Origin of the sequence: Capilliphycus salinus ALCB114379 (genome assembly GCF_047276495.1) — a bacterium.
GTDB classification, from domain to species: Bacteria; Cyanobacteriota; Cyanobacteriia; order Cyanobacteriales; family Microcoleaceae; genus Capilliphycus; species Capilliphycus salinus.
In genome coordinates, this window is sequence record NZ_CP178543.1 from 7,409,811 (window position 1) to 7,429,598 (window position 19,788).

Genomic DNA, 19,788 nt, shown 5'->3' on the forward strand with positions numbered 1-19,788 from the left:
CCGGTTTGTGATCAAAAATAAAACTCCCCTAGTATCGATACCAGGGGAGATTTGGGGGAACTCAATCAACCTTTGATAGTATTGTCGTTGAAAGAGGGGGTTTGTGGCTTCATCCTAAAGGATTAAATTTCATCCCAACCCCCTACTCCTGAAGACATGACATAACTGGTAACGCTGGCTTCAAAGAAGTTGGCTTTGGTGTGGGCTTCTTTTTTGGTATCTGAAAAACGTTCCAGGTGAGTGTAGGGACTTTTGCTGTACCGGGGTTCAGAATAGAGGGGTTGCAAACCAATTGAACGCAATCTCGTATTGGCGAGATATTTGGTATATTGTTCGGTGCTGGTGTCGGTAATTCCTAAGATATTAGTGCCGACAATATGATTGGTCCAGCGACATTCGTGTTGTACTGCGGTGTCAAACATTTCATAAATTTGTTCGACGGAATGGGGGAAAATTTGTCGGGCTTCGGGAATTAATTTTTGGAACAAACGAACGTGTGAAAGTTCATCCCGATTAATCATTTTGAAAATATCGGCTGACCCCGGCATTAACATTCGAGAGGCGAGGTTATAGAAATAGATAAACCCGTTATAAAAGTAGAGTCCTTCCAGTAAAAAGTCGGCCATTAATGCGACAAAATAGTTCTCGGCGTTGGGATTATCGATGTAGTTTTGATAGAATCGGGCGATAAATTCACAGCGATCGCGCAAAACCGGATCGGTGCGCCAAAAGTCATAAACAAATGTTCGGCGATCCGAGGGAATAATGGTTTCGATCATGTATTGATAGCTTTGGTTGTGCATGGCTTCTTGAGAGACTTGTTCTGCCATACACAAGCTAATTTCGGGGGCGGTCACACTACTTTTTAGGTGGGGAATATTGCAGGTTTGAATGGAATCTAAGAAGGTTAAATAAGACAATATTCCATCAAATGCCCGACGTTCATCTGCGGTTAAATTTCCATAATCAACGACATCTTGAGTAATATCTAGCTTCTCGGGAACCCAAAAGTTCTCTCGCATTTGTTTATACAAACCAACAGCCCAAGGGTATCGAACATCATTCAATTGCATGAGGTTGGTTGTATCTCCAAACCAAATTGAACGGTGTTCGAGATCGTCATTCCCATCCGGGTTAAAAATGGGATTAATGGGCATTTTTGAGGTGGGTTTGCTGTTAAAAGCGTCCAGGGTTGTTGTCATGGTTTGTGAGTAAATTTGAGCGATGTTCCAGTTGATAGGTTTGAGTTAATCGTCGTTAGTTGGCGCGAGTTATAAACCGCAACAACTAACGACGAATTGACAGATTAGTTCGCGCAGGCGGTACAGGTTTCGTCGGCTTCTTTGAAGCTGTCACGCTGTACCGTTCTAATATAATAGATCGCTTTACAGCCTTCTTGCCATGCCAGAACTAAGGTTTCAAAAATATCCTTAGCTTTGATAGAACGTTCGGGTTCCTCGGGGAAATAAACGCCTTGATTTAAGTTGAAAATCAACTCCATCGAAATTCCGGTATCAATCCATTTTTGAATGGTGGCGACGGCTTTAACAACGGTTTGTTGATTGAGGGTTTTATTTTCGGGGTAAAACCAGAAATAATCCCGAATAAAAGGCGGTGCAATGGGGACGGTTCCTTTCGCCCATTTGTCGTAGAAAAAGCGACTGTAACAGGGTAAAATACTGGCCGTACAGCCTTGAACCAAGGAAGATGAAGTATTGGGGGCAATGGCGGTAATATGAGAGTTGCGAATCCCGTATTTTTGGATATCTAAACTCAATTGTTGCCAGCGTTCTTTTTGGTCAGCATTCTCCAAAAACCATTCTACAGGTTTCGCCCCGATTAACTTTCCTTCACTCCAAGAACTTCCTGCAAAAGCCGGATATGCGCCCCTTTCTTTTGCCAATTCCATTGAGGTTTTTGTGCAGTAGTAACCAATATCTTCAAACAGGTGACTGATGGCGTCTAAATCCTGATAAGAACGTCGATTTTTCGCCAACCAATCCGCCAAACCCATCGCCCCAACGCCAATGGTTCGGTATTTTTGATTGTGAATTTTGCTGTCTTCAAAGGGAGGACAAGTTAACTCAATGGTATTGTCGAGTAAACGCACGGCAATTTCACAAATTTCGGCTAATTCTCCGTCTTCGAGATTGGCTAAATTTAAACTATTGAGGTTGCAGGTATGGGCTTCTTTTCCCGGAGAAACGTTTGACCAACTTTCTTGACACAAATTCCCCCCCGGAATATATCCTTCGTGGGAATTGGGGTTGGCGCGATTTGCAGTATCTTTAAACCAGAGATAGGGCATTCCGGTTTCAACCTGCGATCGCATCATGGTTTTAAACAGTTCCCTAGCATTTATTTTCTTGTAGAGTGTTAAAGTTTTGTCTAAGTTTTGTTCGATTTCTTGATAAGCAAACTCAAACTTTTCACCCCACAATTCTGCCAGTTCAATCCCCAATTTAGTTCGCACCTCAAAAGGGTCAACCAGCGTCCATTCTTCTTTGGCAATCACCCGACGCATGAACTCATCGGGTATTACTAATTGGGGAAAGATATCATAAGCTTTACGACGTTGGTCCGTTAATGTTCATCTTGATTCGCGACATCAAGACTGTCTTCAGTGTCACTTCTTTTTGGGAGAAGAAGTTGTTCTTTTGTAAAGCTTAAACTCGGGGAGATTGAAGACTACTTACACTTTCATGTAAGACCAGACTATATCTTTATCCTGTAATAATTTAGAGATTTTACGACAGGATACCTCCTACTTCCACTCGCTTGAGTGTACTTCCGTTTGGAATAGTCGTTGAACCCGATTCATTTAACAGAATCTCGGCTGCTGATTGCCCATTGTTTCATCTGTTTTATTTTTAAACGTTCACACTGACTATTTCTAGTTATGTTGTCGTTAAAACAGCTTTAGGGTTTCCCAGCAATTCAGGAGGTGCATTCATATCATTACTGATATAAAGGGCTAAAATTAACCATTTTCCGTCTGCATTTCTAGAAATTCTGGCACGTCTAAATGCCAAACATCCAAACTAACCGTAATTGCGCCGGCCCTGCGGCCGCCCTGATTGACTGCGATCGCGGTATCATTTAATAATTTAATCCAAGGAATCACCCCTCCAGAAGTATTTGCTTTGCCCATAACCCAACTGCCGGTGGCGCGAACTCGGCTGACATTTGTACCCACACCGCCCCCATTTTTAGAGATTCTAGCCGCATCTTTGATGGTGTCAAAAATACTCTCTAAGTTATCATCCATGCTGGTAATAAAACAGCTACTTAGAGAACCTTTCGGAATTCTAAGATTCGCTAAAATAGGCGTCGCTAAGGAAATTTTACGCTTGGCAATGGCTTCATAAAATTGTCTTGCCCAATATAATCGTTTTTCCGATTTTTCGACGGAAGCTAACAGCAACGCACAGGTTAATAGAGCTTCTTGGGGCAATTCATCGGTCAACAAATAGCGTTTTGTCAACAACACCGCCCCGGCATAATCATAATCTTTATCCCATTGTGGATCGATCCAAGTTCCCGCTTGTTGCAGTTCTTCTTTGGTGTAGGTTAATATTCTTGAATCATATTCGTGAGTTTTAACTTTTGATTGAACGGTGCGGGCATAGTTTTCGTAGCGATAGCCTCGGTGGGCGAGTGTATCTTTCCACAAACTCCAGATGTGCAGCCTCCCCGCTACATAACGCCAGTCGGGTTCTGAGGGGCTACACAACTCTAACGCACAGTTGATCAGGTTGTCTTGAATTTCGCGGGTTGTCACCCCATCTCGCAGACGAGTTGTTAACCCGGCTTCCAGGGTGATCGGGTTGGCGTCCAAGTCCGCACAAGCCCAATTCACGACTTTACGGATTTTTGAGATGTCCAAGTCGGCTCGCGATCCATCTCGCCGGATCACTTGAATTTCGCTCTTTGTTGAGGGAATGGCCGTTGGGTGTAGGGTCTGCATACTCAAACTTCTTCATTTTAATGACATTTTTCCAATGTACTCTATAACCAGATATAGTGATAGTCATTGACAAACTTTCAAATTTACGCTACATTTGGTGTAATTAAAAGTATAACTTAAGGTAGATTTTTTCAAAATTAGGTATACCTATATACATAAAAATACACTTGATTTCTAAATCAAGAAAGGTGACTAGATTATATTTTAGCGATTGTATTGTTTAAGATAATCTTCCGAATTGTAGGTTCAAAATATTGTTAAAAAAATATTGGGTTGTGACCTCTCCCCCAACCTCCCTCGACCCCTCTATAATCTCCCTCCGATCCCCCCTTAATCCCCCCTTAAAAAAGGGGGTGGGGAGATACAATTGTCCTTAAATATTGGGTTATATCATGTCCGGCTAATCAATCATCATTCTTTCTGTAGGGGCGCGCCTCAGCTAAAATCTTTACTACAACTCCGAGATTAAGGTAAACCCGCCCCCGCCCCCATAACAAGTATTAATCAACCGGACATCATATTATGACCTCTCCCCCAGCCCCTCTCCTACAAGGCGAGGGGGGAATTTTAACACTAATTAAAATTGACAAATAGATTTGGGTTGTACCGGACATTGTTTTTTCTCAATCGGATTTTCTTGTAACCCCAAATAGGTGAGATTATCCAAAGGAGAAAGGGATTCTATCGTTTTAATTTGATTACTCCAAAGGTTAAGTTCGGTTAGGTTGGTTAAACTAGCTAACGGTTTAACGTCGGTAATTTTATTTTCATCTAAATACAAAATCACCAATTCATTTAAATTCGAGAGGGGTTTGACATCAACAATCTCGTTTTTACTTAATCCCAGTCGCGTTAAATCTTGGAGATTTGAGAGGGGTTTGATATCACCAATTTTATTATCAATTAAGTTCAAATCTTCGGTTAAGTTGGAGAGAGAACTTAAGGGTTTAATATCCGAGATTTCATTACTTCTCAGTTGGAGAGTTGTTAAGTTTTCTAAATTAGAAAGGGGTTGAATATTGGTAATGTTGTTTTCGCTCAGACTTAAGGTTTCCAGTTGAGTCAGCGAAGATAAAGAACTAATATTTGTAAGTTTATTACTGTCGAGGTTTAGTTCTTTTAAATTACTGAGATTAGATAAAGAACCAATTTCCTCAATTTCGTTGGTTTTGAGGTTTAATTTCGTTAAATTTGTAAGTTCGGATAAATCGGTTATATTGCTGATTTTATTTGCGTTTAAACTGAGTTGAGTTAAATTTTCTAGATTTGCAATTACACTCAAATCTTGAATTTGATTTTCACTGAGACTCAAATTCGTTAAATTATTCAGTTCTGAAAGCGGAGTAATATCGCCAATTTTATTACTGTCTAAACTGAGTTCGGTTAATCCTGAGAGGTTAGAAAGCGGTTGAATATCTTCGATCTCATTTTTATAAAGAAGTAATATTTCTAAATTCGGTAAATCGGCGAGAGGACTCAAATCTTGAATCAGGTTGCTGCTTAGATTGAGTCGGGTTAAATTGGTTAAAGTCGATAAAGGAGTTACGTCTGTGATTTTATTTTCACTGAGGTTGAGACGGGTAAGATGAGGTAAGGTAATTAACGGAGAAAGATCGCTAATTTTGCTGCGACTGAGATCGATTTCTGTGACTTCCAAAAGTCGTTTTTGAGCTAATTTACAGTCGGTTACTCCGGCGACTTGCAATAAAATATTAACGGTTTGTTGAGTTTCTAACGGCAAAGTTTCACGGCTAGAACACCAATCTGAGAAGGTACGATAATCTTTAGCTTGTGGTGAAGGTGTTGGCTGAGGTGTAGACTCTGAAGACTCGGGAATGAAAGGTTCAAAGGCGGTTTCTAGCACTGAACAATTGGAAATTCCCCAACCCAAACTCAGGACTACAGACAGTTTAATTCCCGCTTTAAGAGGTTGCAATTTCAACATATTTACCTCCAGAAAAACTCATTCGGATTTATCATTTTGTCAAACCTCCTCAGTGAACACACGACCGCCCTTTTTACTATTATTCCATCTTTTGTACCAATTTTGTATCTATCATGGGGTTATTTTTTTCTCCAGTTGTGAATATTCCAGGTGTTTAAATCCCAAGGGGTTAACTCAACGCCTGTAATTTGATTGTTTACTCCGATTATATCGGCTCGATGGACCAACGGAATGACTATCGCATTTTTGACTAACAGATCGTTCATCTGAATAAATAATTGTTGGCGTTTTTGCGGATCGAGTTCCGTTGTTGCCTGTTTCCATAGATTATCATATTTTTGATTACAATAGCGCGAAGCGTTGTCTCCCGTCCAGTTATTGGCTTTTTGGGGGATTTCATCACAAGTATAGGTTTTTAAATAGGCGGTTGGATCGGGACTGGTGTTTCCGGTGGAAAACATTTGTAAGTCTGCATAAAAGTGTTCTACGGTGTCGGAGTTAGCCGGATCTCCGGAAAAATAAACACTCGGATCGATACTTCTGAGTTCAACTGAAATACCAATTGATTCTAATGACTGTTTGATCACTTCTTGGGTTTTTTGTCGAAGGGGATTAACGGAAGTTTGAAATAAAACTTTCATTTCTACGCCGTTTTTATCCCGAATTCCGTTATTGTTGCTATCTTTCCATCCGGCTTCCTCTAATAAATTTTCTGCTTGTTTGAGGTTAAATTCATAGCCGGTATTTTCGGAAACAAATTGTTGGGGTGCGACGATAAAATTCGCCGTTGCTGTTCCCGTAACGCCATAAAGTTGATTGGCTATTGTTTCTCGATCTATCGCCAAACTCAAGGCTTGACGTACAGATTCATCGCTGAAAAAAGGATGGGGATTTTTTAAGCTAGAACGTTCGCCTTCGGAGGTAGATTTATTGGGATCGGTTTGATTGATTAATACTCGTTCCATCAACGAACCAAAGTTAGAAATTATCTTTCCTTTTCCTCCGGTTTCTAACTGTTTTAAAACGCCGGCTTCGACTTGTAAATTGTACGCATAATCAGCATCTCCTGTTTGTAAAACCGCTCTCGCTGCGGATGTTGCATCCCCTCCGCCTTTGAGTTCAATTCGTTGAAAACTGAGCGTTTCTGCGTCTCTAAAATTGGGGTTGGGTTCGTAAATAACCACATCTCCGGGTTTAAATTCTACAACTTGATAAGCACCCGTTCCCACCGGGTTTAAATTGGCGGGTGCTTGACGAGAATTTGCGCCGTTGTAGTCTTGAAATTTGTGTTTGGGTAAAATCATTCCTTCGGTACCCACGAACACTAAAAACCAACCGGGTGTTACATCTTTAAAGTTTATTTTAACGGTAAAATCATCTATTTTTTCAACGTTTTCAATAATTTTATAGGTTCCTGCGCTGGAAGAACCGACATCGGGATTGCTGATAAATTCATAAGTAAAAATCACATCATCGGCTGTGAAAGGCGTTCCATCTGACCATTTTAGATTTGGTTTTAATTTCCAGGTAACTGATTTTCCATCGTTAGCAATTCCGCCATTTTCTACTGTGGGAATTTCTGCGGCTAAAAAGGGTATGAGTTCCCCTTGGTTGTTGAAACTGGCGAGGGGTTCTAAGGTGATGCGACTGGCTTCGGCGTCTTTAAATCCTGTGGATAAATGGGGGTTGAGAATGGTCGGCGCTTGCCAATATAATAGTCTTAAAGTGTTATCTGGGGTTGTGTTAGAATTTGTAGATTGTTGGGTTTGAGGTTGGGATGTACAAGAATTGATCCAGAGTAAACTTACAAAAATGCTAAATAATATTTTAGAGTGTTTTTTCATTGGATGATATCGAGTGAAAATTAATGATTTTAAATATCATACCCCGATTGGATGTTTAGAATCAATTTTCTGTTAAAATTAACTGCATGGCTTGATTTAACATCTCATCTCGACCAACTAACTGTTCTAATTGTTCGGGTTCAAAACGTCCTTCTTCTACTTCTAGAGAAGCTTTGTTAATGGCTTGGGGATAAGCTTCTTTTAGGGTATTTAAGAGTTCTTCTGGCGGTAAATAAACCCCTCCAGATTTCCGACGTTTATTTTTGGCTCTAATTTCTAAAATCGAGTTGCGAATTGACACATCCCAGGAACGAGTTGTGCGATGTTCTGCTTGTTGTTTTATGATATGAATTAATAGAATTACCGCGTAACTGCGAATATTGTTAATAATGTCGTCTCTGCTCATTTCTTCTAATTCATTGACAATCGCTAGCGAACCTTGAATATCACCTTTGAGGAGGAGTTCTTTAAGTTGAAGAATTTCTTCCATGACTCGGATTAAAATTAATCGGGTTTGACTCTATTTTATCAGACTTTTTATTAAAACCAATTTTAAGCCATAACACCCCGAGATAAAATTCCCAATATCTTGTTAACATTGTCGATGAAATATTCTCCTAAATCAATTTCTACGGTATCGTTTTGGAGTCTAATAAATTTCCAAATACTTCCCGTTGTCACCGCACCATAAATCGTTTTAATTTGATTTTCTTCTCGTTCGTTAAACAATCTAGCCGCGACCATTTCTGCAACGCACTGACCCAAACCAGCATTCAAATTTTCTTTCTTCGCTTCAACAATGAGAATAACGGGAGCCGTCATCATCAAAAGTTCTGGAGAACGGCTAATTAAAAAATCACAAATTCCTTTTAAACCTTGTTCTTCATCCACGTTAAATTCTATTCCCGAAAACAAGCTAATTTGTGAGTTTAACTGTTTTCTCAGTTCAATGAGAAGGGGAGCAATGATCATCTCCGAACGTGCTTTTTCACTGTTGCTGGCGAGCGCCAACGGAATATTATATTCTAAAGTCTCTCTCAAATATTGACTGCACTATAACTCTGGAGTATTCTCAAACAGATGTAGTTTTTCGGAGAGTTTTAAGTTAAACTGTTTGATAACTTTGTAGAGTGTAAAATCACTATAAGCCATCACTTTCTCCTTCTGAGTTATGCACAACTTTATTCCCCCGGAGCGCTTTTTTCCCTATCTAACCTGGACAGAAATAAACGAAATGTCCGACAAAGAAAACGTGGTGATTATTCAACCCATTGGATCGATAGAACAACACGGCCCCCATTTACCTGTAATTGTTGATTCTGCCATTGCTACAGCCGTAACCGGTCAAGCTTTAGCTAAACTTAATGCTGAGATTCCCGCCTACGCCCTGTCAACATTATTTTATGGCAAATCCAACGAACACTGGCATTTTCCCGGTACAATTACTTTGAGCAGCAACACCCTTTCTATGGTATTAATAGAAATGGGAGAAAGCATTTATCGGGCCGGATTTCGCAAATTAGTCTTTATAAATGCTCACGGAGGACAACCGCAAATTTTGGAAATGGTAGCGCGAGACTTGCATCAAAAATATGAAGATTTTATGATCTTTCCGTTGTTTGTATGGCGAGTTCCCAATGCGGCGACCGAACTATTAACCCCAAAAGAGTTAGAATATGGAATACACGCCGGCGACGCCGAAACGAGTGTGATGCTGTCAATTTTGCCGGAACAAGTCAGAAAAGATCGGGTTTTGTGCGAATATCCTCACAATTTACCCGAGAACAGTATGCTGAGTATGGAGGGAAAACTACCTTTTGCGTGGGTAACGCGAGATTTAACCCAAAGCGGGGTTTTGGGAGATGCAACGGTTGCAACTCAAGAAAAAGGTGATAAAATTTTAGAGTCTTTGGCTGAGAGTTGGGTGAAAGTGATTGGAGATATCTACAAATTTCGTCAACCTCAGCGTTATCATTTAGAAGAATAAAACAGAGTAACCGGGTTGAACTTTTTCCCAAATTTCTCTGTATAATTGGTGTCTGTAGTGATGCCGAACTCTGTAACAATAAACTTGAAGAAAGTCGAGGCTGAGGTCTTAATATGCTCAACAATTCTCCCATTAAACAAGCACTTCACCAAGGAAAAGCGCTCAAAGTCATTAGCGGCTTGATGAATTTTGACACTCAACGGGTAGTCGCAACGGTGAATGCAGCGACTCAGGGGGGTGCAACCTTCGTTGATATTGCAGCAGATGTCGGTTTGGTGCGGATGGCCCGGAACTTAACCGCTCTCCCCATTTGCGTTTCGGCTGTTGAACCCGCCAAGTTTGTTCCCTGCGTCGATGCGGGTGCGGACTTAATCGAAATTGGGAATTTTGACGCTTTCTACGCCCAAGGACTGCGCTTTGAGGCGGAGGACGTGTTGCGACTCACCGAACAAACGCGATCGCTCCTTCCCGATATTACCCTATCCGTGACCGTTCCCCACATTCTCGAACTCGACCGACAAGTCCAACTCGCTTTAGACTTGGTTGAAGTCGGCGCCGATATCATCCAAACCGAAGGCGGTACCAGTTCCCAACCCGTTCATCCGGGAACGTTGGGTTTAATGGAAAAAGCCGCTCCCACCTTGGCCTCCGCCTACGAAATTTCTCGGGCGGTATCGGTCCCGGTGTTGTGTGCGTCGGGACTGTCCAGCGTTACCGCACCTCTGGCGATCGCATCCGGGGCCTCGGGTATTGGCGTTGGTTCGGCGATCAACCGTCTCAACGATCAGGTCGCAATGGTGGCGGCGGTTCGCAGTTTGGTTGAAGCGTTAGCAACCGTTAGCCCTGCAAAAGTTCGGGTTTAAACCATAATATCATGTCCGACTAATCAATAATTATTGTGTAGGGGCGGGTTCTGCAATTATTTATGTTTTCCCACAGATAACTGATCTAAACCCGTCCCGGCCCCTAACAGAATTAATCAACCGGACATCATATAAAACCTTAGAAGAAAAGATAGGAAATGGGGCGGGTTTAGTTCAACCTCTGCGGGTTACGATAGAAGATTGCAGAACCCGCCCCTACCCAATAATTCTTAGTGAATCAAACCCGATATTACATACAATTCAAAAACCACATCAAATAATCTTCTATCAGTTGATAATTGGGAGAATTTTCATCCGTAACTTCTAAGTCTGCTAGGGGAAGAACAAAGGTTTTTTGATCACTCACTCGCTGAACTTCGACTAACAAACCATCAATTTCTGAGAGCGTTTCTGAAAATTTAACTAAGGTAAAAACATCGGTATAAGAAGGCTGAGTTTTTTTCAGCTTTTCATATTTACTCTGAGAACCTTCTCCAAATAGATAATCTTCCTCCCACAAAAATTCTTCAGTTCCGGTGAGATAGCAAGGTTTTTGAATATTTTTTTTCAGGTATTTCAGATATCGACTCAGGTTGGCTTCATCGACATATATTTCTCGATTTCCCAGAATCTTTTGAATTTTTGCTTCAAATTCTTCTTGATCGACATCTCCAAATTCCTGCATCAATTGTTCGGGGTCTAGTAATCCTAATGACTCCATTTGTTCGAGAACATTTGCCATCGATACCATTAAATGTTCCTGTTGATTTCCTTTACTTTTGTTATTCGGTCCCGTTAAAATCGTTTCATCAATTTGAATGGGTTGGATATCTTCAGGTGTAGGCTGTGGCTGACGTTTTTGATTTTTCTGATAAGATTTAGACATTATATTCTCACCTGACACAGATTGAGCGACTGAGTAGAATTTGATAGAGGCCTTAAAGCATTAACCCGTAGGAGGCAACGATGACACAACAACTGCACTCATTACAACCCGAAGTCTATCAAGGACAGTTCGGCGAATATACCATTACCGATAGCGATCGCATCGGTGTCATTATTTACCGCACTGGCTTAATGATAGCAGCCCTGTGCTTTGCTGTAGCCACAGGATTAGTATTATGGCAAGGGAATAACCCCCTTGTCCTCAAAGCCTTAACACCCCTCTATTTTTGTTTTTGGTTAGCCCTCGGTGTGAGCTTATTCACCATTCATATCTATCTTGCTATTCTACATCGCGCCTTACAACTCTTTTGGTGTATTGGCGGTGTAGCTTCTGTTATTGTAGCGTTTCAAAGTCCCGAACCGTTAGCCCTCACCGTCTACCATCAACCTTTAACTTTACTCGGAATTGGCTTTACTTTTGCGGCTATTACCGGAATTTACTTTAAAGAAGCCTTTTGCTTTAACCGCATGGAAACCAAACTGTTAACCCCTCTGGTTCCCTTACTTTTGTTAGGGTTTATGGTGGGCATTTGGTCTGCGATGAATCAAAAGTTTTTACTGTTTTTCTGGGCAATTCAATTTCTGATTTTTGCCGTCCGCAAATTGTTTCAAGAAATTCCTTCCGATATCGGCGATAAAAGTGTGTTTGACTACCTCCACGCCAAACGTGCAGAAGCCTAAACTCTCTCCCCGATTTAAGTGACTCTAATGCCCTCAATTCTGAACTGCAAAAAACTTCAGAAATTCGACCTAATTCGGCGTCAAGAAACTTGGACACTCACCCTCAAAGGGTGGGTTATTACTTTGTTGTTTTTGATGACAATGACTCTGGTTTCATGTTTCAATCTTTATCCTTTCCTCGCCGTTAACGCTCCCATTCAAGCCGATGCTTTAGTGATTGAAGGATGGATGCCGGACTATGCTATAAAAGCGGCTTTAGTTGAATTTGAAAAGGGGAATTATCAAAAAATTATTACCACCGGACTTCCCCTTTCTAAAGGATACTATTTAGCCGAATACAAAGACTTTGCTAACCTCACCGCAGCCACTTTAGTTAAACTCGGTTTAGATGAAACTCAAGTGATTGCCGTTCCCGCCCCCAATGTTATTCGTAACCGCACAGATGCCACTGCTATTGTACTGCGAGAATGGTTAAAAACCTATGATTTAAACATTAAATCGATTAATCTTTATTCCTTGGGGCCTCATTCCCGTCGGAGTTGGATTATTTTTAAAAAATATCTTCATCCCGATATTAAAGTTGGGATTATTTCTATTCCCTCAAAAGAAGATCAGGCGCAAAATTGGTGGCTTTCCAGTGAAGGATTTCGGACTGTAATTTCCGAATTTATTGGTTATCTTTATACTTGGTTTTTTAACTTTTTGGGTTAATTTTTGCCTGGAAACCAATTAAAAAACCCGGTTTCTCAAAGAAACCGGGTTTTTGGCTTATATGTTCAATTACTTCTGAGAGATTGAGATCAACTCACCCCGCACCGATAACAAACATTAATTAACTGAAAGATTAAAAAACCCGGTGCGCGATAAAGTTACCTGCTTTTTGTCTTATATGTTTAGTGGGGTTGAGGGTGAGGTTCAACACAAATCATCTAATTCAGAATAATCGGGTAAAATTGTATTAATTTGTTTGCCCTTTCTCAACACAATTCTATCATGCTGAGAACGAGATAATACCTCGCTAAAATAACGACCTTGAAAAATTATCAAATCCGCAGGTAATCCGACGCCAATTTGACCTATTTTTGATAACCCCATTAACTCCGCAGGGGTTCGAGTAACGGCTTTAGGCCAGTCTCCAAAGGGATGATCTAAATGGGCAATTCTCACCGCCATTTTAAACACTTCTAACCCGTCGTGATCGCCAAAACCATAAAACGGATCGCGACAATTATCACTCGCTATTGCCACCGGAATTTCTGACTGTTTTAACTCGTGTAATAGGGTTACTCCACGCCAACGGGGAGTTTGAGTTAAATTTAATTGTTGCTCATATTGCCGATCTTGTAAATACAAATTACACATCGGCAAACTAATAATTCCAATTCCCGCTTGTTTAACTAACGCTATAGTTTCTGTTACCTGTTCGGGAGATTGAACCGCCAAACTACAACAGTGACCGCATACTATTTTACCAGAAAACTCTGTTTTTAACGCCGTTTCTGCAACTTTTTTTAACGTCATTGAATCCGGGTCGCCATTTTCATCGGTATGGAAATCTAAATCTAAATTTCGGTCTTTGGCGAGTTCAAAAACCCGTTCAATTTGGCGATCAATCTCCGGGTTCATATAAGCAACACCACCCAAAATCCCGCCGAATTCCGCCACTTTATCCGCCAACTTCTCCCCCGCAGGAGTTAGATATTCTTCCAACGTTACCAAAGCAACCGCCTGTAAAATTAGCCGATAAGACCATTCTTTTTGCAACGTTTTAAAGACGTCCCAACTGATATCCGCCAACTTTCCACCCGAGTCTAAATGAGTTCTAATCGCGTTTGTTCCGTGAGCATAACTACATTTTAATCCAAACTCCATGCGGCGATAAATATCTTCAAAATTCCAAGTTTCTGCATCTTCCCAAACCGCTTTTAACGCGCCTCCAAAGGTTCCGTCTGCGTTGGGTGTTCGCTCCCAAATATGACCTTTATCCAGGTGAGTATGAACGTCAACAAAACAAGGCAAAACCAGTTTTTTCTGTAAATCAACTGTTGGAATTTCTCCGGTTTCAACCGTTCCACTGGTAACAATTTGACGAATCATACCGTCTGCAATTTCTAAATTAACATTCACTAAATCTTCTCGGTTCGGCGTTTGTTCCAAAACAACGTTATTCAACAAACAAGCCGGAATTTGAGCGTTTTTTAGCCAATAATTAGATACTGTTGGAATCATATAATATGAAATATTTGGATGATGACTCTAGTTTTTGTAGACTCTTGCTCGATCCCCCCTAGCCCCCCTTGGAAAGGGGGGGAAAAGAAGGAGAAAGTCCCCCTTTTTAAGTGGGATTTAGGGGGATCAAGTCGCTAACTGCTTCAATTGCTTTTTAACATAAATCATAACTATAAGGTGCAGGCATACTGTTTTTAATCGTCGATCTACTCATCAATCTTATCATACTTTTGTCTTCACTATGGCGCGTATTTATAATATACAGTGAACTTAAGCACTATTTCAAACAAATATCAATTAATCCGACATAAAAATGATATAAACTCTATAAAAGTTAGATTTTTTATTTTTTTATATTGACAGTCAAAATAATTATAGTTAAGATAGTGTTGTAAACATTAATTGAGTAAAAAATGTCAAAAATACAAAAATTTTTCAATAACTTTTCAAGCAAAAGTATGAATCTAAAAAAACAAATAATGCAGCGTAAAATCCTTGATTTTATTAATTCACCCATAGTAATTCTGTTGATTTCTATGGTTTTGCAAATGGCGCCTTGTTCTGGTGATAATACAACAGACACAAGAAACACAATTAACGGTGATCAAGTTACGACGACAGAAGTTAGTGATAATAGTTGTAATTCTCAACGAGAAACTGACCCTCTGATCAAGAATTTCACTCTTGATGAGAATCAGTTTCAGTAAGCTTCTGGGTCTTGGATAGTTTGGCGACTGAAAAGACCCCATATGTAAGCTAATTTAATAGTAACAAACCAGGAAACGTATATCAACTATACGACTTATCCCTGCTTCACCCAAGCAGGGATTTTGTATTTCTGTTGAAAATTCTTCGGCGAGGAATTTGCAGATGTTGTCAAACAGGGTGAAAAGTCTGTCCGAGGGTCGGGGTCTGTGGGTTTATGTTAAAAACGCATTTTGCATATTCCAAAACTTCATATAACTTCAAAATTTGTAGTTTTTGTTACGATTCCTCTTGGTTTCTGCCCTTACTCTAGTGAGTAATCCTGAAGGCTCAGGCTCAAAAGTCCAGTTGTTCAGGGGTTTAAGCTCCTTTTGCTCCGGTGCGGGCAAATGTAACCAAACGTTAACAATTGATCTCCAGAATGTTACATAAAGTACAGACTGGGTTTGTCAGATTGGTTAACCTTTTGCGTGGGGAGCTTGTCAACTTGAAACTCAACTGCTTTTTGAAGCAAACCGAAAGAGGAACACTCAATGACAAGTACACTAGAGCAAACAACAAAGCTCAATAAATTTGAAAAATTAAAAGCCGAAAAGGATGGTTTAGCAGTTCAAACAGAAATTGAAGAATTTGCCCGCATTGGTTGGGAAGCGATGGATGAAACCGATCGCGATCACCGTTTAAAATGGTTGGGGGTATTCTTCAGACCGGTAACGCCAGGTAAGTTCATGTTACGGCTGAGAATGCCGAGCGGAGTCATCACTAGCGAGCAGATGCGAGTTTTGGCTGAAATCGTTCAGCGCTACGGTGATGATGGTAATGCTGATATTACCACAAGACAGAACCTTCAGTTAAGAGGAATTCGCCTCGAAGATGTGCCGGATATTTTTCGCCGGATGGAACAAGTGGGGTTAACGAGCGTTCAGTCGGGGATGGATAACGTCCGCAATATTACGGGTTCGCCGGTTGCTGGACTCGACGCCGATGAACTCTATGATACTCGCGAATTGGTGAAACAAGTTCAAGATATGATCACCAACAATAGCGAGGGAAACCCCGAATTTACAAATTTACCTCGAAAATTTAATATTGCGATCGCCGGATGTCGGGATAATTCGGTTCACGCCGAAATTAATGATATTGCTTTTGTTCCAGCATTTAAAAAAGATGAAACCCAAGATGAAACTTTTGGTTTTAACGTATTAGTTGGGGGGTTCTTTTCCGCCAAACGATGCGAAGCCGCTATTCCTTTAAATGTGTGGGTAAAACCTCATCAAGTTGTGGCAATTTGTCGGGCAATTTTAGAAGTTTATCGCGATAACGGGCTGAGAGCAAATCGTCAAAAATCTCGCCTGATGTGGTTAATAGATGAATGGGGAATGGACAAGTTTCGCAGCGAAGTTGAAAACCAGATGGGTGAGACTTTAGAAGCCGAAGCGGAAAAAGATGAAATTCTCTGGGATAAACGGGATCATATTGGGGTTTATCCTCAGAAACAAGCGGGATTTAATTATGTTGGCTTAAACGTTCCTATCGGACGTTTGTATGCGAACGATATGTTTGAATTGGCGCGTTTGGCTGAGGTTTATGGAAAGGGTGAAATTCGCTTAACTGTCGAACAAAATCTGATTATTCCTTATATTTCAGATTCTCGAATTGATGCGTTTTTAGCCGAACCGTTGTTAGAGAGATTTAGCATCGAACCCGCACCGCTAACCAGAGCGTTAGTTTCCTGCACCGGCGCCCAATTTTGCAACTTTGCTTTGATAGAAACTAAAAATCGCGCTTTGGCATTAGTTAAGGAACTCGAAGCCGAATTAACCTTTACAAAACCCGTTAGAATTCATTGGACTGGCTGTCCGAATTCCTGCGGTCAACCGCAAGTTGCAGATATTGGTTTAATGGGTACAAAAGCCAGAAAAGATGGTAAAATGGTAGAAGGTGTTGACCTGTATATGGGCGGAAAAGTTGGGAAAGATGCCGAGGTGGGAACCTGCGTTCAAAAAGGAATTCCCTGCGAAGATCTTAAACCGTTATTGCGAGATTTGTTAATCGATAAATTCGGCGCAGAAGCTCTATAAATCGTCTGAGTTTCGATACTAAGAATCAGACAATATTCAGTTTTTAACAAGTTCGTCATCATTTTCGTTAATTGAATTAACGATAGGGTTAATTTACCCAATTTTCAGAAATTTAACTCAAAAATACAACAAGGAGAACCTAAAAAATGGTTGCTAACGAAATGACTTCCAACGCCAAAACTTCTCAAGAATCCCCTTTAATTCTCAAGTCAATTACTGCGGTTGGTGTTGCGGTTTTTAGCGGTTTTATGTTTATGAATTGGCAACATACATTATCAGAAGCTAAAGTTGCCAAAGAAGCGGAAAAAACAGTCGCAACTCAAACCACAAATACAACAACATCTTCTACAACACCCGTCCAAACCGAACCCGTTGCGGCTAATTCTACGGCTACAGTTTCTCAAATTCCCGCAGCAGAAACGGCTACAAACCCATCTGTTTCTTCGGTGGTTGAGACAACTATTGTTGAAACCGAAGCCGAAATTACCGACCCGACTTTAATTGCAAGTTTGAACCAAAAACTCTATAATGAAGTCGATCAAGCTTGGCAACAAATCCCCACATTTTCCGATAACTTAGTTTATCAGGTTAAAGTTCAAGAAAACGGAGAAATCGCGGATTATGCGCCGCTAAACGAAGCCGCTGCCAACCATTTATCGGAAGTTCCTCTCGATGAACTTTACAACAAAAAAGCAGCGATGTTATCCGAAAAAGTTGCCAACTTCTTAGTTATCTTAACCCCCAGTGGCAGCTTACAAGTTAACCCTTGGATTGGTCAATAATATTCCAGTAGGGGCGGGTTCAGCAATTATTTATGTTTTCCCTGGAATAACTAACATAAACCCGCCCCACACAAATTTATCTTCTTTGTTCCCTATCTTACTTAAGTCTATCTAAGGAGAATCGTTAATGCTAACAGAATTGTGGTCATTACGCGGCAGATACAAAATTCTGCACATGACTTGGTTTGCTTTCTTCCTAACTTTTGTCGTTTGGTTTAACCTGGCGCCTCTCGCCACAGCAGTACAAGAAGACTTAGGATTAACAGCCGCACAAATTAGAACCCTAGCCATTTGTAACGTCGCCTTAACGGTTCCCGCCCGAATTATTATTGGGATGGTTCTTGATAGATTCGGCCCCAGAATTACCTATACTTGTTTATTAATGTATGCGGCGGTTCCCTCTGTGGGATTTGCCCTCGCACAAGACTTTAACCAACTGGTTATTTCTCGCTTGGCGTTAAGTATTGTTGGTGCGGGATTTGTAATCGGAATTCGCATGGTTGCCGAATGGTTTCCCCCGAAAGAAATTGGTTTAGCAGAAGGAATTTATGGCGGTTGGGGAAACTTTGGTTCAGCAGCAGCAGCCTTTACTTTGCCAACAATTGCAGGGATATTAAGTTTCAGTGGCGGGAGTTTAATTAACTGGCGTCTGGCAATTGCGGGAACCGGAATTATCGCCGCACTTTACGGAATCCTCTACTACTTCAACGTTCAAGATACGCCTTCTGGAAAAGTTTATCAACGTCCCGCAAAAGCGACAGGAATTGAAGTCACCACCGTCAAAGATTTCTGGTTTTTGATGCTGATGAACGTTCCCTTAAACGTTATTTTGGGTGTACTCGCTTGGCGTTTAAGCAAAGTTGGATTCTTAACAACCGGCGGAATGTATATCGTTTGGTTGGGTTTAGTTGGGCTGTATTTATTCCAAGCTTACGGTTGCTGGAGTGTTAACAAAGACCTTCTCACCGGTAAAAAACGTTACGCACCAAACGAGCGCTATAACTTCTCCCAAGTTGCATTATTAGAACTCACTTACTTTGTAAATTTCGGTTCCGAACTTGCTTCCGTTTCCATGCTTCCCGCCTTCTTTGAATTAACCTTTGGTTTAAACAAACAAGCCGCAGGAATGATAGCCGCCAGTTACGCTTTTATGAACCTTGCAGCCCGTCCCGGTGGCGGTTTAATTTCCGACAAATTGGGAAGCCGAAAAGCCACAATGACCGTATTAACCGCAGGGATGGCAATTGGTTATTTAATGATGGGTCGAGTAACGGGCGGTTGGTTCCTTCCCTTTGCGGTTTTATTAACAATGGCTTGTTCCTTCTTTGTACAAGCGGGCGAAGGTTCAACCTTTGCAATTGTACCCCTAATTCGACGCCGCGTAACCGGACAAATTGCGGGAAATGTTGGCGCTTACGGAAATGTTGGGGCGGTGGCTTATTTAACCTTATTTAGCCTGTTACCCGAAGGCGATGTTGGCAACCGAATCTTCTTTGAAGTGTTGGGTGTGGCTTCGATGATTGTTGCTTGTTTATGTTGGTTTTTCCTAAAAGAACCCAAAGGTTCCTTTGCCGAACATCACGAAGGCGAAGAAGAAGTACAAATTATCAGCCAAGAACCGATATTTGTCTCAGAAACCAAGCAATTCTAACCCACTTGTAGGGGCGGATTCTGAAAAAATCTCTAATATCAACTCAGAGGGGCGGGTTTATGTAAATTATTCCTGGGAAAACATAAATTCATTCAGAACCCGCCCCTA

Annotated in this window: 17 protein-coding genes; 8 read left to right on the top strand and 9 right to left on the bottom strand. The window is 41.0% G+C overall.

Annotation, left to right across the window (positions count from 1 at the left end; genetic code table 11):
- Nucleotides 1-122 precede the first annotated feature (122 nt).
- The 7 genes from ACL6C3_RS30125 to ACL6C3_RS30155 all read right to left on the bottom strand — a co-directional run bounded on the left by ACL6C3_RS30125 (nt 123) and on the right by ACL6C3_RS30155 (nt 8,797).
- Nucleotides 123-1,202 carry a ribonucleotide-diphosphate reductase subunit beta gene (locus ACL6C3_RS30125; protein ID WP_413163774.1) on the bottom strand — a complete coding sequence of 360 codons (1,080 nt, stop codon included), beginning with the start codon at nt 1,200-1,202 and terminating at the stop codon, nt 123-125.
- Nucleotides 1,203-1,306: 104 nt separating this feature from the next.
- Nucleotides 1,307-2,524: a ribonucleoside-diphosphate reductase subunit alpha gene (locus ACL6C3_RS30130; protein ID WP_413163776.1), complete on the bottom strand. Its 1,218-nt coding sequence runs from the start codon at nt 2,522-2,524 to the stop codon at nt 1,307-1,309.
- 456 nt (nt 2,525-2,980) lie between these two features.
- A complete protein-coding gene (locus ACL6C3_RS30135; protein WP_413163778.1) occupies nt 2,981-3,967 on the bottom strand; it encodes a ribonucleotide reductase N-terminal alpha domain-containing protein in 987 nt (328 codons plus the stop codon).
- Nucleotides 3,968-4,544: 577 nt separating this feature from the next.
- Entirely contained in the window at nt 4,545-5,912 is a 1,368-nt protein-coding gene (locus ACL6C3_RS30140; protein ID WP_413163780.1) for a leucine-rich repeat domain-containing protein, read from the bottom strand.
- 119 nt (nt 5,913-6,031) lie between these two features.
- Nucleotides 6,032-7,756 carry a peptide ABC transporter substrate-binding protein gene (locus ACL6C3_RS30145; RefSeq protein ID WP_413163781.1) on the bottom strand — a complete coding sequence of 575 codons (1,725 nt, stop codon included), beginning with the start codon at nt 7,754-7,756 and terminating at the stop codon, nt 6,032-6,034.
- Between the two features lie 61 nt (nt 7,757-7,817).
- Entirely contained in the window at nt 7,818-8,246 is a 429-nt protein-coding gene (locus tag ACL6C3_RS30150; RefSeq protein ID WP_413163783.1) for a DUF29 family protein, read from the bottom strand.
- Between the two features lie 62 nt (nt 8,247-8,308).
- On the bottom strand, nt 8,309-8,797 hold the full coding sequence (locus ACL6C3_RS30155; protein ID WP_413163784.1) for a hypothetical protein: 489 nt from the start codon (nt 8,795-8,797) through the stop codon (nt 8,309-8,311).
- A 130-nt stretch (nt 8,798-8,927) separates the two neighbouring features.
- Here ACL6C3_RS30155 and ACL6C3_RS30160 point away from each other — a divergent pair, with 130 nt between their 5' ends.
- Both ACL6C3_RS30160 and ACL6C3_RS30165 read left to right on the top strand, forming a co-directional pair.
- Nucleotides 8,928-9,743, top strand: coding sequence for a creatininase family protein (locus ACL6C3_RS30160; RefSeq protein ID WP_413163786.1), 816 nt, complete (start codon nt 8,928-8,930; stop codon nt 9,741-9,743).
- 113 nt (nt 9,744-9,856) lie between these two features.
- Nucleotides 9,857-10,606: a DUF561 domain-containing protein gene (locus ACL6C3_RS30165; RefSeq protein ID WP_413163788.1), complete on the top strand. Its 750-nt coding sequence runs from the start codon at nt 9,857-9,859 to the stop codon at nt 10,604-10,606.
- 250 nt (nt 10,607-10,856) lie between these two features.
- On the opposite strand, the gene ACL6C3_RS30170 is transcribed toward ACL6C3_RS30165, so the two are convergent.
- Nucleotides 10,857-11,492 (bottom strand): calcium-binding protein, encoded by a 636-nt coding sequence (locus ACL6C3_RS30170; RefSeq protein ID WP_413163790.1) that lies wholly within the window; start codon nt 11,490-11,492, stop codon nt 10,857-10,859.
- Between the two features lie 80 nt (nt 11,493-11,572).
- On the opposite strand from ACL6C3_RS30170, the gene ACL6C3_RS30175 reads away from it, so the two are divergent.
- Together ACL6C3_RS30175 and ACL6C3_RS30180 are read left to right on the top strand one after the other, a co-directional pair.
- On the top strand, nt 11,573-12,232 hold the full coding sequence (locus ACL6C3_RS30175; protein WP_413163792.1) for a DUF2301 domain-containing membrane protein: 660 nt from the start codon (nt 11,573-11,575) through the stop codon (nt 12,230-12,232).
- 27 nt (nt 12,233-12,259) lie between these two features.
- Nucleotides 12,260-12,943 carry a YdcF family protein gene (locus ACL6C3_RS30180; protein ID WP_413163794.1) on the top strand — a complete coding sequence of 228 codons (684 nt, stop codon included), beginning with the start codon at nt 12,260-12,262 and terminating at the stop codon, nt 12,941-12,943.
- A 204-nt stretch (nt 12,944-13,147) separates the two neighbouring features.
- Here ACL6C3_RS30180 and ACL6C3_RS30185 read toward each other — a convergent pair whose 3' ends face one another.
- A complete protein-coding gene (locus tag ACL6C3_RS30185; protein ID WP_413163796.1) occupies nt 13,148-14,461 on the bottom strand; it encodes a cytosine deaminase in 1,314 nt (437 codons plus the stop codon).
- A gap of 413 nt (nt 14,462-14,874) precedes the next feature.
- Here ACL6C3_RS30185 and ACL6C3_RS30190 point away from each other — a divergent pair, with 413 nt between their 5' ends.
- The 4 genes from ACL6C3_RS30190 to ACL6C3_RS30205 all read left to right on the top strand — a co-directional run bounded on the left by ACL6C3_RS30190 (nt 14,875) and on the right by ACL6C3_RS30205 (nt 19,680).
- The gene (locus tag ACL6C3_RS30190) at nt 14,875-15,168 is read left to right on the top strand and encodes a hypothetical protein (RefSeq protein WP_413163798.1); all 294 of its coding nucleotides are present in this window, start codon (nt 14,875-14,877) and stop codon (nt 15,166-15,168) included.
- Between the two features lie 531 nt (nt 15,169-15,699).
- Nucleotides 15,700-17,247, top strand: coding sequence for a ferredoxin--nitrite reductase (locus ACL6C3_RS30195; protein ID WP_413163800.1), 1,548 nt, complete (start codon nt 15,700-15,702; stop codon nt 17,245-17,247).
- Nucleotides 17,248-17,393: 146 nt separating this feature from the next.
- Nucleotides 17,394-18,029, top strand: coding sequence for a hypothetical protein (locus tag ACL6C3_RS30200; protein WP_413163802.1), 636 nt, complete (start codon nt 17,394-17,396; stop codon nt 18,027-18,029).
- 127 nt (nt 18,030-18,156) lie between these two features.
- Nucleotides 18,157-19,680, top strand: coding sequence for an MFS transporter (locus tag ACL6C3_RS30205; RefSeq protein ID WP_413163804.1), 1,524 nt, complete (start codon nt 18,157-18,159; stop codon nt 19,678-19,680).
- Nucleotides 19,681-19,788: the final 108 nt, after the last annotated feature.

What these genes read in the sequence shown, in the direction of transcription:
- ACL6C3_RS30205 (WP_413163804.1), top strand. Translation starts at nt 18,157, where the DNA reads ATGCTAACAGAATTGTGGTCATTACGCGGCAGATACAAAATTCTGCAC.
- ACL6C3_RS30135 (WP_413163778.1), bottom strand. Translation starts at nt 3,967, where the DNA reads ATGCAGACCCTACACCCAACGGCCATTCCCTCAACAAAGAGCGAAATT.
- ACL6C3_RS30160 (WP_413163786.1), top strand. Translation starts at nt 8,928, where the DNA reads ATGCACAACTTTATTCCCCCGGAGCGCTTTTTTCCCTATCTAACCTGG.
- ACL6C3_RS30180 (WP_413163794.1), top strand. Translation starts at nt 12,260, where the DNA reads ATGCCCTCAATTCTGAACTGCAAAAAACTTCAGAAATTCGACCTAATT.
- ACL6C3_RS30175 (WP_413163792.1), top strand. Translation starts at nt 11,573, where the DNA reads ATGACACAACAACTGCACTCATTACAACCCGAAGTCTATCAAGGACAG.
- ACL6C3_RS30130 (WP_413163776.1), bottom strand. Translation starts at nt 2,524, where the DNA reads ATGCGTCGGGTGATTGCCAAAGAAGAATGGACGCTGGTTGACCCTTTT.
- ACL6C3_RS30185 (WP_413163796.1), bottom strand. Translation starts at nt 14,461, where the DNA reads ATGATTCCAACAGTATCTAATTATTGGCTAAAAAACGCTCAAATTCCG.
- ACL6C3_RS30200 (WP_413163802.1), top strand. Translation starts at nt 17,394, where the DNA reads ATGGTTGCTAACGAAATGACTTCCAACGCCAAAACTTCTCAAGAATCC.
- ACL6C3_RS30165 (WP_413163788.1), top strand. Translation starts at nt 9,857, where the DNA reads ATGCTCAACAATTCTCCCATTAAACAAGCACTTCACCAAGGAAAAGCG.
- ACL6C3_RS30125 (WP_413163774.1), bottom strand. Translation starts at nt 1,202, where the DNA reads ATGACAACAACCCTGGACGCTTTTAACAGCAAACCCACCTCAAAAATG.
- ACL6C3_RS30140 (WP_413163780.1), bottom strand. Translation starts at nt 5,912, where the DNA reads ATGTTGAAATTGCAACCTCTTAAAGCGGGAATTAAACTGTCTGTAGTC.
- ACL6C3_RS30150 (WP_413163783.1), bottom strand. Translation starts at nt 8,246, where the DNA reads ATGGAAGAAATTCTTCAACTTAAAGAACTCCTCCTCAAAGGTGATATT.
- ACL6C3_RS30145 (WP_413163781.1), bottom strand. Translation starts at nt 7,756, where the DNA reads ATGAAAAAACACTCTAAAATATTATTTAGCATTTTTGTAAGTTTACTC.
- ACL6C3_RS30190 (WP_413163798.1), top strand. Translation starts at nt 14,875, where the DNA reads ATGTCAAAAATACAAAAATTTTTCAATAACTTTTCAAGCAAAAGTATG.
- ACL6C3_RS30195 (WP_413163800.1), top strand. Translation starts at nt 15,700, where the DNA reads ATGACAAGTACACTAGAGCAAACAACAAAGCTCAATAAATTTGAAAAA.
- ACL6C3_RS30170 (WP_413163790.1), bottom strand. Translation starts at nt 11,492, where the DNA reads ATGTCTAAATCTTATCAGAAAAATCAAAAACGTCAGCCACAGCCTACA.